This window comes from Spirochaeta isovalerica (assembly GCF_014207565.1).
Classification (GTDB): domain Bacteria; phylum Spirochaetota; class Spirochaetia; order DSM-2461; family DSM-2461; genus Spirochaeta_F; species Spirochaeta_F isovalerica.
Genome location: NZ_JACHGJ010000005.1, coordinates 201,617 through 215,018, shown reverse-complemented (window position 1 = coordinate 215,018; position 13,402 = coordinate 201,617). Strand labels below are relative to the sequence as shown.

Genomic DNA, 13,402 nt, shown 5'->3' with positions numbered 1-13,402 from the left:
CTAAATGGTAAAAAATCTTGCAAACGGAACAGGAAGAAGAAAGACTTCTGTTGCACGTGTATACCTCAGAAAAGGTACCGGTGTAATTAAAGTCAACGGTAAAGAACTGAAAGAATACTTCACAATCGGTATTCATTCGGATACGGTTATAAGACCCCTCGATGTTACAGACAGCCTGGGTAAATACGATGTCGTAATCAACGTGAAGGGCGGTGGTATCACCGGTCAGGCAGGTGCTTGTCTTCACGGACTGTCAAGAGCTCTCGTTGCTCTTGATGAGGCAAACAGACCGGCTCTTAAAGCTAACGGATATCTTACAAGAGACTCCAGAATGGTTGAAAGAAAGAAATACGGTCAGCCCGGTGCGAGAAGAAAGTTCCAGTTCTCAAAACGTTAAATTGTATATCGCATCGATTACAGAAAGAGGATCATCGGGAGAGGGCTTTACAGTCCGTCTCTCCGACGGGTCCTCTTTTTTTGTCTCTTCAACTTTCTTTGAACGCCATGGCTTCGCCGAAGGCATGGTTCTTGAAGAGAATGAGATGGATATTCTCGAAGAGGAAGAGCAGCGGGTTCTGGCATTGCGAAAGGCCGGCGATCTGCTCAGCAGAGCCGAACAGAGTTCAGGCGGCCTCTTTCTCAAGCTCAAAAAAAAGGGTTTCAGTGATGCAGTATGCCGTCAAGCCGTTGATCGCGTCGTCGAGCTGGGGCTTCTGGACGATGAAAGATTCGCAACGTTCTGGCTGGAATCCCGCCTCAGACAGCATCCTGAAGGCAGAAATATTCTCTATCAGGGCCTTCTGGCCAGAGGTGTCGCTGCTGAAAGCGCTAAAGAAGCTTTAAGCCGGGTCGTAAAGGAAGATGTCATGCTTCAGGCTGTCCTTAAAGCGGGAAGCAAACTTTCCCGCCGGTACGGTTCCGATGAAGGCAAACTCCGTCGGGCCCTCCTGCGCCGCGGTTTCTCCCAGGGGGAAATCCGTTACTTTTTTGAACATAATTGACAACCCCATTCAATTGACTACAATAAAATAAGGATCTTCCTCATAGCTTTATGGTACGGGAGCGATCCAAGGAGTTGTATTGTATGGGAAAATCCCTGTTAATAGTTGAAGATGAAGATGCTATCCGCTTAACGCTAAGAGAATTTCTGACAAGAAAAGGTTATGATGTCCATGTCGCATCCGATGGTGTCGGCGCCATCAGGCAGCTTCTCGATAATAATATCGATATGATCGTATCAGATTACCGGATGCCTTCACTGGGAGGCGATTACTGGATCCGTTTCCTTCAGCATTTCTGCGCTGAGATTCCCGTTCTCATTACAAGCGGATTTCTAAGCCCTGAAATACCTATACCCTTTACTGTTATTTACAAGCCCTTCGATTACGGTGAGCTGGAAGAGCGCATCGCTTCGGAGATTGGCCGTGATTAAATCGGGAATCGCTATAGTGCGGGGGCGGGTGCAGGGTGTGGGCTTCCGTTATTCCGCGCTCAATAAAGCAAGATCCCTCGGACTTCGGGGATGGGTCCGTAACGAAATGGACGGGTCTGTAACGGCTCGGTTTGAAGGAGATGAGCAGGATTTTCTCACCTATCTCGAGTGGCTGCACACCGGTCCGTCTTCCGCATCGGTCTCTCATGTCGATTTCAGAGAGCTGAATCCCGAAAACGATCTCGGTCAGTTTCAGGTCTCATTCTAAATAAAAAAAAGCCGTCCCCTTTCAGGGACAGCTCTTCTGAATACTTAATATATCCAATTATTTGATCGAGTAGAAAGCGTCCCGTCCGGCGTACTCGCTGCGGTTGCCCAGTTCGTCCTCGATTCTCATCAGCTGGTTGTATTTAGCGACTCTGTCAGATCTGGACATGGATCCTGTTTTGATCTGTCCTGTCTGGAGACCCACTACCAGGTCAGCGATGAATGTATCGGAAGTTTCTCCTGATCTGTGGGAGATGATAGCTGTGTATCCGGCTTTTTTAGCCATTTCAACAGCTTCGAAAGTTTCAGTCAGTGTTCCGATCTGGTTAACTTTAATCAGGATGGAGTTGGCGATTCCCTTCTCGATTCCCGTTGCCAGTCTTTTTGTGTTGGTTACGAACAGGTCGTCACCTACAAGCTGTACTTTGTCTCCGATTTTGTCTGTCAGGGTTTTCCATCCGTCCCAGTCATCTTCGTTCATACCGTCTTCGATAGAGACGATGGGATATCTTTCGGCCCAGTCAGCCCAGAAATCAGCCATCTGCGCGCTAGTCAGTTTTTCTCCTGTAGACCATTTGAGTTCGTAGATATAGGAACCGTCAGCCTGTTTTTCAGAGAACTCGGAAGCGGCGGGGTCGAGGGCGATCATAACATCGTCTCCGGCTTTGAGTCCGGCTTTCTCGATTGCGTCCATGATGAATTTGAGAGCTTCTTCGTTGGATTTGAAGTTGGGAGCGAATCCCCCTTCGTCACCTACAGCTGTGGAAAGACCGGCAGCTTTGAGCAGGCTTTTCAGGTTGTGGAAGATTTCTGCAATCCAGCGGACTGCTTCTCTGATGGAATCTGCTCCGACGGGCATAACCATAAACTCCTGAAAGTCAACAGAGTTGTCTGCGTGGCTTCCTCCGTTGATGATGTTTGCCATGGGCACGGGAAGCAGGTTTGATTTGTAGGCACCGAGGTAACGGTAGAGGTCTATTTCCAGGTGCTGCGCGGCAGCTCTGGCAACGGCCATGGAAACACCGAGGATCGCGTTGGCTCCCAGTTTTCCTTTGTTGTCTGTTCCGTCAAGTTCGATCATTGTTCTGTCTACATCGACCTGATCGAGAGCGCTGAGTCCGATTACGGCATCGGCTATGATGTTGTTTACATTTTCAACAGCTTTCTGAACACCTTTTCCAAGGTAGCGGCCTTTGTCTCCGTCTCTGAGCTCAACCGCTTCATGTACTCCGGTAGAAGCTCCTGAAGGCACAGCGGCACGGCCGAAAGAACCATCAGCCAGCATAACATCAACTTCTACAGTCGGGTTTCCTCTTGAATCGAGGATTTCTCTTGCCTCAACGTATTCAATAGTATCCATTTATATATTCTCCTTCCAAAGTAATGATTCAATAATAATATAAAGATTATTCCTCATCAATCTCAGAAAGGCCTCAACAGTCAATTCTCTTGACCATGCTGTGAGCTTGTAATTAGAATAAGGTGTAATGAGATATACCAGGCTCTTCGGGAAAACAGTCAAAGAAGCTCAGAACGAACTTTTTCAGGAGAGTTATTCTCTCCTGTTCAAGGGCGGGTTCGCCCGTCCTCTCGGGCAGGGGCTTTACTGTTATCTGCCGATGGGAATGAAAGTCCTGAGGAATATCAAGCGTATTATCAGCGAAGAGATGGAATACCTGGGAGGTGCGGAGATTCAGGCCCCCCTGGTGAATCCCGCAGATTTGTGGGAGGAGAGCAGCCGACTCGAAATCATGGGCAATTCTCTGATCCGGTTCAAAGATATCCGCAATGCCGAAATGGTGCTGGCCCCGACCCATGAGGAAGCTGTGGTTTCTCTCGTAAAACAGTCTCTTCATTCCTACAGGGACTTCCCGATTTTTCTCTTTCAGTTTCAGACGAAATTCAGAAATGAATACCGGACCAGAGGCGGCATGATCCGCACCAGGGAATTCGAGATGAACGATGCCTATTCCTTTCACAGGTCTTATTCCGATCTCAATAATTTTTTCCCTCAGGTCTTTGCCGCCTACGAGAGAATCTTTCAGCGCTGTGATGTTCCCTATATAACCGCTGAATCGGAAGTCGGGGTAATGCAGGGGTCCCGCGCATATGAATTCCTTACGGAAGACCCTCAGGGAAAAGATACTGTTGTTCTTTGCAGGAACTGCGGATACCGCGCCAGAGAGGAAGTGGCCCTGGCTGTCAAAAAGAATAATGCCGGAGCGTTAAAGCCTCTTGAGAAAGTGGAAACCGGTAATCTGAAAACCATGGCTAAAATTTCGCGGCATCTGGATCTGCCTCTGGAACGGCTGGGCAAGTGTATGGTTTATTCCTGTCCTTCCGGCCTTGTTATGGCGGTTGTTCGCGCCGATTACGATGTGAGCCGGGAAAAGCTCATGCGTTACCTCGGAGAGCCATGGCTAAATTCAGCTTCGAAGGAAGAACTGGACCGCATTGGTCTTGTTCCGGGCTTTATGTCCCCTGTGAATCCTCCCGGACAAATAGCCATTGTTATCGACGATACAGTTGTAAACTCCTCGAATCTGGCAATAGCTTCGAATGATGTCGGTTTCTATTATCTGAATGCCAATTTCGGACGGGATTTTGACAGTTTTCATGTAACGGACATATCCCGGATAAAAGCCGGCGATCTCTGTCTTTCCTGCGGATCCGAACTTGAGGAAATACACGCTCTTGAACTGGGAAATCTCTTTAAGCTGGACGATTATTTTACCCAGAAAAGAATCTTCAGTTTCAGGACGAAGAGGGGCGGAAGCGCTATCCGTTCATGGGGTCTTACGGCATCGGGCTGGGAAGACTCATTGTCGCGGTCGTAGAGGCCAACCATGATGACCGGGGCATTCTCTGGCCCTATGATCTGGCGCCTTTCAAATATTTTCTTATGGGAATCGGAAAATCCAAGACGATAAAGCGCTATGTCGATGAGATAGAGGAAATGCTCGGTCCGGATGTTCTGGTCGATGACAGAACCGAATCAATCAGCAAGAAATTCCGGGACGCCGAGCTTCTGGGGATACCTCTGAGAATTGTAGTCTCCACACGGTATATTGAGGATGAACAGGTGGAGCTCTGCGACCGGAGGACCCGGATCAAATGGCTGGTGCATAAAAACGATATCAAAAAAGAGATAAGAAAATGGAGAAAAGCCTTTGGCAAATGAATCTTTTGAGCTGACCAATGAATTAATAGAGCAGATTATCTTCGCCATGGAAAACCAGAAAGAAAAATTCTTCCTGGATCCGGCTGTTCCTTCCATTGTATCAAAATCAGCTGAGGGGACGGGGAACCGTATAAGCCCTCTCTATGATCTGCCCGACTGGGAGCCTTCCGACGGATACCGGTTGATGGAGCAGTTTGTTCTCAATCTCCGCAATCCTGTTTACCGGGAACATCTCTCCTCTATTCTTCATTGCGGTAGCGGCGTATTCCGGAAATTCAAAGATGCCCTCAATCAGCGTCCTGATATAGAGCGCAAGTGGTTCAGCTTCAAAGAGCTCAATATGAAACGGCGCGTTCTGGATTGGTATAATATTCTCAGGCTGGAGTGGGGCCTGGATGTCTGGGAAGAGGATTTTAATGGCGAATACAGTCCCGTTTTAACGGATTTTTCCATTGATCTCTGCCGGGAGGAACAGCTGCCCCGGATAAACAGAATGGACAGGGATGCTTTCTCGGAGATATATCAATCCTGTCCATCGGATTATATTTCTGATTTATTCAGGCGGTTCCGCGACGGTTTCGAGCCGGAAATATCCGAAGAATCCCGTATCTTTCTGGCTGAATCCCCCGACGGGGAAATCGTCGGGTTCGTCTGGATTACTGCTGAAGTTCTCGAAAAAGGTACCGTTCTGGGAAGAATCCGACAGATCTATGTCCTTCCCGAATACAGAGGTCTCGGCCTGGCGGAGAAACTAAAAGAGAAAGCTCTGGAAGATTCCATGCTGAAAAGCTGTTCCTTTCTGGAAATCGATGTTCCTGCGGGTGCCGAGTTTATCATGAATAATCTCATTCAGTATGGATTCAAAAAAAACAGCACCATGCTGGTGCTGAGTCAGAATGCAGATTGATTTCTCTTAGCCGGCCAATTCCTTTTCACGGATTTTTTCAGTATTTCTGTGAATCCTGTCCAGTTCGGCCATGACCTGGTCAACGACAAACTGTTTGCTGTCTTCTCCCTCGGGAGTTTTGGCAATGACTTCCTTGCGGAACTCTTTGCCTTTGATGACCGGTGAAGCGGTGAGAATGATCAGATCTTCTTCGATCGCTTTGATATCGGCGTTCATGTCATCCGATTGATGAGGTTTCATTATATTGCCGTTAATGCCCAGGAAGAGAATGTTCTCAAAGGATTTGAGATAAGTGAAGATCTCCCGGACACCTTTCTTTGATTCGGGATCCCAGGGGCGGTATCTTGTGCCCGAAGGGAAGACAAGGATCATCTGGCCATGGTATTTCCTGTCAGTCAGCTCTCGCATGGCTGCGTGATTGATCGGAGTGCTGACCTTCCGTATTTCCGCCTTTTTGTCTGGATCTTTAACATTATCTATGGATCGGCTCGGATAAATGACAATGGTGGCATAGGAATGGGTGAATGCTGATGTAACCCATTCTTCATCGCTGAGTTTCATGCCCTGAATGGGAATAAGGGAGCGGGCCACATCCTGTCCTAGAAGCGGATCGTTTTCCAGAAAACGGAATATAACCGGATAATCAAAATTGCTGTAATGCTCAACAAGAAGAAGACAGGATTCTCCCTGCCGGGACCGTTCGTAGAGATCCCTTATGTTTTCGCTTCCGATTATGCGGCTGCCGGGAAGAACGATTTTATCAACCAGCGAGCCGATCAGCGCCTGGCATTCGTGGTTTCCCTCCTGGTAGACATTGTCGGGACGGATTTCGTAATCGCCATCCAGTTTGGTCTGGAGGATTGAGAAAACCGTTTTCAACTGATTATAATAGTCTGACATCACTTTTCCTATCTGTGTTATTTTGAGTTACTTTTTATAATAATGACTGTTCTTTTCTGTATTAGCAAGAAGGAACATTCTTTTATATTCGGAATTCGGGATCTCGTCCACCTCCAGGCCCGGCGGGGAAAAATATTCTTAAATTTATTTGACATGGAACAGTATATAAGGGATTATATATGTTGATAAAAAAGTAAAGGAGTATTTAATGAAAAAGGCTTTTTTAGCTTTACTGGCCGCTCTTATGGCATTTGCTTTCGTTTCCTGTGGCGGGAAAGAAGAAGCTGCTGAAGTTGCTATGGTAAAAGAACCTGTAGAGTTCAGACTTAACAATGGTGCAGAGCCCGAGTCTCTTGACCCACATCTGATTCAGGGTGTTCCCGAACACAGAATCTACGAAGCTCTCTTCGAAGGTCTCATCACTTACAACCCCGAAGATGCAAGTCCTCTTCCCGGTGTTGCTGAGAGTTGGGAAGCTTCCAACGGCGGAACTACTTACACATTCAAGATCAGAGAAGGTCTGGTCTGGACTGACGGTGTAAAAATCGACGCTAATACTGTTGTTGATTCATGGATCAGAATGCTCGATCCCGCAACCGGTTCGAACTATGCATGGTTCCCCAACATGTTCATCAAAGGTGCTGAAGCATTCAACTCCGGTGAAGCCGGTGCAGACTCTGTACAGATCAGAGCTCTTGATGACATGACTTTCCAGATGGACCTCCTCGGACCTCTTCCCTACGTAATCGGTGCCCTCGCGCACTACTCTTTCGGTATTGTTCCTATGCACGCAATTGAAAAATTCGGCAATGACTGGACAAAACCCGAGAACTTCGTAGGAAACGGACCTTACGTTCTTGAAAGCTGGGTTCCCCAGGACAAGATCACTGTTGTTCCCAACGACAAATACTGGGATGCAGAAGCAGTTAAACTCGACAGAGTTGTTTATCTCCCCATCGAAGATCAGAATACATCTCACAACATGTACCTGAACGGAGAAATTGACTGGGATACTACAGCTCCTCAGGACCAGATCGAACAGATCCAGTTCAGAGATGACTACCATGCAACTCCCCAGCTCGGTACTTACTACTATGTATTCCAGAACGAGAAGAAACCCTTTGATGACCCCAGAGTCAGAAAAGCTCTCTCCATGGGATTCAACAGAAAGAACCTTGTTGAGAAAATCACAAAAGCCGGACAGATCCCCGCATATTCAATGGTTCCCGATATGGCAGGATACCCCGCAATTTCCGGCAACTTTGAAGATTTCGACGAAGCTAAAAAACTTCTCGCTGAAGCCGGATACCCCGGTGGAGAAGGTTTCCCCGCATTCGAAATCCTCTACAACACTTCCGAAGGTCACAAGAAAATTGCTGAGTACATTCAGTCTGAATGGAAAAACAACCTTGGAATCGATGTTTCTCTCCTCAACCAGGAGTGGGCAACTTACCTTTCCACAAGAAATATGGGTGACTTCCAGGTCGCAAGAGCTGGATGGATCGGAGACTATCAGGATCCCAACACTTTCCTCGATATGTTCATTACCGGAACTCCTATGAACGGTGGAAAATATTCTAACCCCAAATATGATGAACTGATTTCCAAAGCAGCGACAATGCCTGACGGACCTGAAAGAATGTCTGTTCTTGCAGATGCTGAAAAAATCTTCATCCTGGAAGACATGGGTGTTATGCCGATTTACTACTATGTTACTATCAACATGATCGACCTGAACAAATGGGGTGGATTCAACTTCAATGTTCTCGATACTCACCCACCCAAAGATATTTACCTGAAATAATTCATGTAATATAATGTTTGCAGGAAAGCCCTTAAAAAGGCTTTCCTGTTTTTCTCTCCGGATATAAATTTAAAAAAAAGCACCAATAACTGATTCTTTATTTCTTTTTTACGAAATCCGTGCTTTAATATAATTAAATTGAGTAATTACTGATTTCTTTTCGATTTAAAAACAGAATATTTATTACTCGAATGATGAGCCTGAGTTCTCAGGTTACAAAAATCGTCAATGAGGTTTTTCAATGACAAAATATATCATAAAACGTTTTCTCGGTATGATTCCGACGTTGCTCATTATTACGACAGTCGCCTTTATAATAATGAGAATTGCACCCGGTGGACCTTTCGATAGAGAAAGAGCTATCCCGGAAGCTGTTAGAGAGAACATCGAAAAAAGGTACAACCTTGATAAGTCGCTGCCAGAGCAGTATCTGATTTATCTGGGCGGTATAATCAGAGGAGACTTCGGTCCTTCGTACAAATACAGAGACCAGACAGTAACCGACTTGATTTTCAACAGTCTGCCCCATTCGCTAATTCTGGGAACGCTGGCTTTGCTGGTCGCGACTTTCTTCGGAGTTCTGGCCGGAATCATCGCTGCTTTGAATCAGAACACCTGGATTGATTACACGGCCATGTCCATAGCCGTTTTCGGGGTGTCGGTCCCGGCCTTTGTTATAGGACCGGTGCTTATGCTGATCTTTGCTATGAAGCTGAAAATACTTCCGACTTCCGGTTGGATTACAGGACCTGACGGCTGGGTCACTGTCATAATGCCGCTAATTGCGCTTTCCATGTCTTACTTCGCCAGTATTGCCCGACTGTCACGATCCAGTGTTCTGGAAGTCGTCAGGTCGGATTATGTCAGAACGGCGAAAGCAAAAGGATTATCTCCGACAATGATTATTCTGAAGCATGTTCTGAAAGGAGCCATGCTTCCTGTAGTAAGTTATCTCGGTATCGCTTATTCGGGAATTATCACCGGCTCCGTCGTTATCGAACAGATTTTCAGAATCCCCGGTCTTGGACGATTCTTCGTTCAATCATCACTTAACAGGGACTATACAATGATTATGGGTGTTATCATCGTTTATTCGACTATCGTAATTCTTATGAACTTTCTGGTCGACATCCTCTATTCATTCCTTGATCCCAGAATTTCCTATCAATAATCGGGGGCCTTTAGATGAGTGACAACAAAGTCAAAAATACAAATACGAATGAAGCAGTAAATGAGTTCAACCAGACTCTGAAAGGTGAGAGCCTCACTGCAGATGCCTGGAAAAGACTCAGGAAAAATCATATGGCCATGTTCGGTCTGGTAATGGTTGGATTCTATGCTCTTATGGCGACATTGGCTCCGATCCTGCCGATTCACGCCTATGACAGACAGGTTCTGGATCATCAGTATCTTCCTCCTTCTCTGACGAAAACAGCCGGCGAGCTGATGATTGAGAGACAGATCGACCTGATCGGCCGTCTGATGGCAAAAGAAAAAAGAACTGAAATGAACCAGGCTGAGAAAGATAGAATCGCCGATATGGAATATCGGGTCGATCATGAAATCTGGGAAATCGACGGAAAAGAAGTTCTGGTTCACAAAAGAAGATATCTTCTCGGAACAGATGACCTCGGCCGTGATTTGCTTTCCCGTATTATCTACGGCGGTCAGGTTTCCATGGCAATCGGTCTGATCGGAACCATAACATCAGTTATCATTGGTATCGTTATCGGGGCAATCGCCGGATATGTAGGCGGTAAAGTCGACTATTTCATTTCCCGCTTTATCGAGGTTATGTACGGACTGCCGTATATGCTTCTAGTCATTATCCTGATGGCTATATTCGGTAAGAACATATTCAACCTGTTCATTGCTCTTTCCGTCGTCAGCTGGCTAACAACGGCCAGGGTTATGAGAGGGCAGATCATGTCTTTGAAAAACTCCATATTCGTTGAAGCGGCCCGTTCCATGGGAGCCAGTCCTGCCCGTATCATTTTCAAGCATCTTGTTCCCAATACTCTCGGAATCATTATTGTTTATGCGACTCTGAGAGTTCCGGCTTTCATCATGCTTGAGTCTTTCCTTTCCTTCCTCGGACTGGGAGTTTCCGCGCCTTACGCATCATGGGGATCTCTGATTCAGGATTCCATGCAGGGTATGACCAACTTCCCCTGGAGACTGATTGCTCCGGCATTTGCAATGGCTCTGTTCCTCTTCAGTATGAACTTTCTTGGAGACGGACTCAGAGATGCTTTCGATCCTCAGAGTAAAAACAGAGTTTAAGGGGAGATAAGTGGAAAACAAAACTATTTTAGAGGTAAAAGACCTTAAAACATATTTCAGAACTGACGCCGGTATTGTCAAAGCAGTCGATGGTGTCAGCTTCAGACTGGACAAGGGAGAAACTCTCGGTCTTGTAGGGGAGTCCGGTTCCGGAAAATCCGTAACCAACATGTCTATCATGAAATTGATTCCCATGCCTCCCGGGAAAATCGTCGGAGGTGAAGTCCTCCTTGACGGTGAAGATATTCTCAAAATGACTGAGAAAGAGATGAGCCGTATCAGGGGAAACAGAATTTCCATGATTTTTCAGGATCCCATGACGGCCCTCAACCCTTACCTGAGAATCTCTACACAGTTGATCGAAACAGTAAGACTTCACCAGGGACTTGATAAAGCCGAAGCGAGAAAAAAAGCTATCGAAATGCTCAAGCTCGTTGGTATTCCCGCCGCCGAAAGAAGAATCGATGCTTATCCCCATCAGTTCTCCGGAGGTATGAGACAGAGGGTAATGATCGCTATCGCTCTCAGTTGTAACCCCGAAATCCTCATCGCCGACGAGCCTACGACCGCACTGGACGTGACAATTCAGGCGCAGATCCTCGATCTGATAAAAGAGCTTTCTGAAAAACTCAACACAGCTGTTATCATGATTACCCACGATCTGGGAGTTGTCGCCGGAATGTGCGACAATGTCTGCGTAATGTATGCGGGCCGGATCGTTGAAAGAGCACCCGTTGATGATCTCTTCGAATCTCCCAAACATCCTTATACGAACGGTCTGATTCAGTCTATTCCCCGCCTCGACGAAAAAGGCACAGGAAGACTTTACTCAATTGACGGCCAGCCGCCGAACGTGATCGATCTGCCTGAATGCTGTCCTTTCCATCCCCGCTGTGAGAAGGCCATGGATATCTGTACGAAAAAGTATCCGCCTGTTGTAGAACTGGAAGGAAAGAGAGAAGTCGCCTGCTGGCTCTATGAGGAGAATAAGTAATGTCAAAAGAAAATAAAGAAGTACTGCTCCAGGTTCAGGGATTGAAGCAGCACTTTCCCATTAAAGGTTCCCGCAATGTTATCAGAGCTGTTGACGGCGTTTCCTTTGACTTGTACAAAGGGGAGACTCTCGGTCTCGTAGGAGAATCGGGATGCGGTAAGTCAACTACCGTAAGAGCTATTGATCAGCTTTACCGTCCCACTGCCGGAAATGTTATCTTTGAAGGTGTGGATCTCGCTGAACTGAAACAGAAGCCGCTTATCGCTGCCAGAAAAAATATGCAGATGGTATTTCAGGATCCCTACGGTTCTCTGAATCCCAGAATGACAGTTTCGCAGATTCTTTCAGAGCCTCTTCAGATCTATTCCCAGAGAAAAATCATCAATATGACGAAAGAGGAAATCTCCCGTCGTGTAGACGAGCTGATGGAGATTGTCGGGTTGTCCAGATTCTTCAAGAACAGATATCCCCACGAGTTCTCCGGCGGTCAGAAACAGAGAATCGGTATCGGAAGAGCCCTGGCTCTCAATCCGAAACTTCTGCTTCTCGACGAGCCCGTATCGGCTCTTGATGTGTCTATTCAGGCTCAGGTTCTCAATCTCCTGGACGACCTCCAGAAGGAATTCGATCTGACATACCTGTTCATAGCCCATGACCTGGCCGTTGTAGAGCATATCAGTGACAGAGTCGCCGTAATGTATCTCGGTATTATTGCCGAGCTCTCGCCTGCAAGCGATTTGTATATTGAACCTCTTCATCCTTACACTCAGGCTCTTCTTTCCGCTGTTCCCATACCGGATCCGAAAATTGAAAGAAATCGAGAGAGAATCGTACTGGAAGGAGATGTTCCATCACCCGATACGGAGCGTCACGGTTGTTACTTCTACGACAGATGTCCCAAGAGAATGGAAAAATGTAAAGGAAATATCCCTGAGCTCAAAGCAGTTAAGGGAGACCATCAAGTGGCTTGTTTCCTTTATGAATAAAATGTTTGATATAGAAAAACCGCAGCCTGCAGCTGCGGTTTTTTTTATAGCAATGAGATTCTCGGTTCAAGAAGTGAATATTATTCTTCGATCAGTTTTACCCCGCATAAACTGGCAATCTGACGACTGTTTTCCAGAAGAATCTCTTTTTGTTTCCCCTTTACCGTATTAATGGTCAGCTCACCATAAATGCTATTATTGAGAGAGAGTTTCCAGAATTCCGACCGTAGTTTCGGCTTTTTGGATAAAGGGTTTTCTTCTCCCTTGTTCGGTCTGGCAGACATGGATCCCTTAACGAAACCTTCCAGTTTGAATTCTTCGATGGAATGAAAAGGAACGACTGTCTTCTTGTAAAGGATGAGAAGTCCGAAGCCGTATATAACTTTCCGCTCTTTTTTGTCGAATACCCAGGACTCTTTATAGAGAGTCGTGGCCAGGAGAACGAAAAGGAAAAAAGCGGGCAGGAGAGAGAAGCCGGGATCGAGAACAAAGGTATAGGCTACGGCGATAGTGAATAAGCCCATAATTATCCTGGTGTAAAGCGGAACAGTCAGAATGATTTTATCATCCGATTTATGAATTAGTTTTAAATTGAAAAAAGACATGGCTTTCCTTCATTTATCTCATTCGTCGAGGTATAATCCTGTT

At 46.4% G+C, this 13,402-nt stretch carries 15 protein-coding genes; 12 read left to right on the top strand and 3 right to left on the bottom strand.

All coding sequences use genetic code 11. The features are described from left to right. The first annotated feature begins 4 nt into the window (after positions 1-4). The 4 genes from rpsI (at position 5) to HNR50_RS13945 (ending at position 1,700) form a co-directional block, all read left to right on the top strand. A complete protein-coding gene (rpsI, locus tag HNR50_RS13960; protein ID WP_184747387.1) occupies positions 5-397 on the top strand; it encodes a 30S ribosomal protein S9 in 393 nt (130 codons plus the stop codon). Further along, a complete protein-coding gene (locus tag HNR50_RS13955) occupies positions 336-1,001 on the top strand; it encodes a regulatory protein RecX (protein ID WP_184747386.1) in 666 nt (221 codons plus the stop codon). The genes rpsI and HNR50_RS13955 overlap by 62 nt, the downstream gene beginning before the upstream one ends. 83 nt (positions 1,002-1,084) lie before the next feature. Further along, entirely contained in the window at positions 1,085-1,432 is a 348-nt protein-coding gene (locus HNR50_RS13950) for a response regulator (protein ID WP_184747385.1), read from the top strand. Beyond that, positions 1,425-1,700, top strand: a complete 276-nt coding sequence (locus tag HNR50_RS13945) for an acylphosphatase (protein WP_221439884.1) — start codon at positions 1,425-1,427, stop codon at positions 1,698-1,700. The genes HNR50_RS13950 and HNR50_RS13945 overlap by 8 nt, the downstream gene beginning before the upstream one ends. A 57-nt stretch (positions 1,701-1,757) precedes the next feature. Here HNR50_RS13945 and eno read toward each other — a convergent pair whose 3' ends face one another. Further along, positions 1,758-3,059, bottom strand: coding sequence for a phosphopyruvate hydratase (gene eno, locus HNR50_RS13940; protein ID WP_184747383.1), 1,302 nt, complete (start codon positions 3,057-3,059; stop codon positions 1,758-1,760). Positions 3,060-3,186: 127 nt separating this feature from the next. On the opposite strand from eno, the gene proS reads away from it, so the two are divergent. From proS to HNR50_RS13925, 3 genes are read left to right on the top strand one after another with little or no spacing between them, the layout of a single operon-like run. Further along, entirely contained in the window at positions 3,187-4,536 is a 1,350-nt protein-coding gene (proS, locus tag HNR50_RS13935) for a proline--tRNA ligase (protein WP_184747382.1), read from the top strand. Continuing rightward, positions 4,488-4,880, top strand: a complete 393-nt coding sequence (locus HNR50_RS13930; RefSeq protein WP_184747381.1) for a His/Gly/Thr/Pro-type tRNA ligase C-terminal domain-containing protein — start codon at positions 4,488-4,490, stop codon at positions 4,878-4,880. Before proS ends, HNR50_RS13930 begins: the two co-directional genes overlap by 49 nt. Continuing rightward, positions 4,870-5,787 carry a GNAT family N-acetyltransferase gene (locus HNR50_RS13925; protein ID WP_184747380.1) on the top strand — a complete coding sequence of 306 codons (918 nt, stop codon included), beginning with the start codon at positions 4,870-4,872 and terminating at the stop codon, positions 5,785-5,787. The genes HNR50_RS13930 and HNR50_RS13925 overlap by 11 nt, the downstream gene beginning before the upstream one ends. A gap of 6 nt (positions 5,788-5,793) precedes the next feature. Here the strand turns inward: HNR50_RS13925 and HNR50_RS13920 are convergent, their stop codons facing one another. Then, a complete protein-coding gene (locus HNR50_RS13920) occupies positions 5,794-6,687 on the bottom strand; it encodes a 1-acyl-sn-glycerol-3-phosphate acyltransferase (RefSeq protein ID WP_184747379.1) in 894 nt (297 codons plus the stop codon). 208 nt (positions 6,688-6,895) lie between these two features. On the opposite strand from HNR50_RS13920, the gene HNR50_RS13915 reads away from it, so the two are divergent. The 5 genes from HNR50_RS13915 (at position 6,896) to HNR50_RS13895 (ending at position 12,754) form a co-directional block, all read left to right on the top strand. After that, positions 6,896-8,491, top strand: a complete 1,596-nt coding sequence (locus HNR50_RS13915) for a peptide ABC transporter substrate-binding protein (protein ID WP_184747378.1) — start codon at positions 6,896-6,898, stop codon at positions 8,489-8,491. Positions 8,492-8,732: 241 nt separating this feature from the next. After that, complete coding sequence (locus HNR50_RS13910; RefSeq protein WP_184747377.1) at positions 8,733-9,662, top strand: ABC transporter permease; 930 nt, start codon at positions 8,733-8,735, stop codon at positions 9,660-9,662. Positions 9,663-9,676: 14 nt separating this feature from the next. After that, positions 9,677-10,774 (top strand): ABC transporter permease, encoded by a 1,098-nt coding sequence (locus tag HNR50_RS13905; protein ID WP_184747376.1) that lies wholly within the window; start codon positions 9,677-9,679, stop codon positions 10,772-10,774. A 10-nt stretch (positions 10,775-10,784) separates the two neighbouring features. Further along, complete coding sequence (locus HNR50_RS13900; RefSeq protein WP_184747375.1) at positions 10,785-11,768, top strand: oligopeptide/dipeptide ABC transporter ATP-binding protein; 984 nt, start codon at positions 10,785-10,787, stop codon at positions 11,766-11,768. Continuing rightward, positions 11,768-12,754 (top strand): ABC transporter ATP-binding protein, encoded by a 987-nt coding sequence (locus tag HNR50_RS13895; RefSeq protein ID WP_184747374.1) that lies wholly within the window; start codon positions 11,768-11,770, stop codon positions 12,752-12,754. The genes HNR50_RS13900 and HNR50_RS13895 overlap by 1 nt, the downstream gene beginning before the upstream one ends. Positions 12,755-12,834: 80 nt before the next feature. Here HNR50_RS13895 and HNR50_RS13890 read toward each other — a convergent pair whose 3' ends face one another. Further along, on the bottom strand, positions 12,835-13,359 hold the full coding sequence (locus HNR50_RS13890; RefSeq protein WP_184747373.1) for a hypothetical protein: 525 nt from the start codon (positions 13,357-13,359) through the stop codon (positions 12,835-12,837). Positions 13,360-13,402 lie beyond the last annotated feature (43 nt).

Bases quoted from the DNA above. Each gene is read 5' to 3' on its own strand.
- rpsI (WP_184747387.1), top strand. From the start codon at position 5: ATGGTAAAAAATCTTGCAAACGGAACAGGAAGAAGAAAGACTTCTGTT.
- proS (WP_184747382.1), top strand. From the start codon at position 3,187: ATGAGATATACCAGGCTCTTCGGGAAAACAGTCAAAGAAGCTCAGAAC.
- HNR50_RS13905 (WP_184747376.1), top strand. From the start codon at position 9,677: ATGAGTGACAACAAAGTCAAAAATACAAATACGAATGAAGCAGTAAAT.
- HNR50_RS13920 (WP_184747379.1), bottom strand. From the start codon at position 6,687: ATGTCAGACTATTATAATCAGTTGAAAACGGTTTTCTCAATCCTCCAG.
- HNR50_RS13910 (WP_184747377.1), top strand. From the start codon at position 8,733: ATGACAAAATATATCATAAAACGTTTTCTCGGTATGATTCCGACGTTG.
- HNR50_RS13890 (WP_184747373.1), bottom strand. From the start codon at position 13,359: ATGTCTTTTTTCAATTTAAAACTAATTCATAAATCGGATGATAAAATC.
- eno (WP_184747383.1), bottom strand. From the start codon at position 3,059: ATGGATACTATTGAATACGTTGAGGCAAGAGAAATCCTCGATTCAAGA.
- HNR50_RS13930 (WP_184747381.1), top strand. From the start codon at position 4,488: ATGGGGTCTTACGGCATCGGGCTGGGAAGACTCATTGTCGCGGTCGTA.
- HNR50_RS13915 (WP_184747378.1), top strand. From the start codon at position 6,896: ATGAAAAAGGCTTTTTTAGCTTTACTGGCCGCTCTTATGGCATTTGCT.
- HNR50_RS13950 (WP_184747385.1), top strand. From the start codon at position 1,085: ATGGGAAAATCCCTGTTAATAGTTGAAGATGAAGATGCTATCCGCTTA.
- HNR50_RS13895 (WP_184747374.1), top strand. From the start codon at position 11,768: ATGTCAAAAGAAAATAAAGAAGTACTGCTCCAGGTTCAGGGATTGAAG.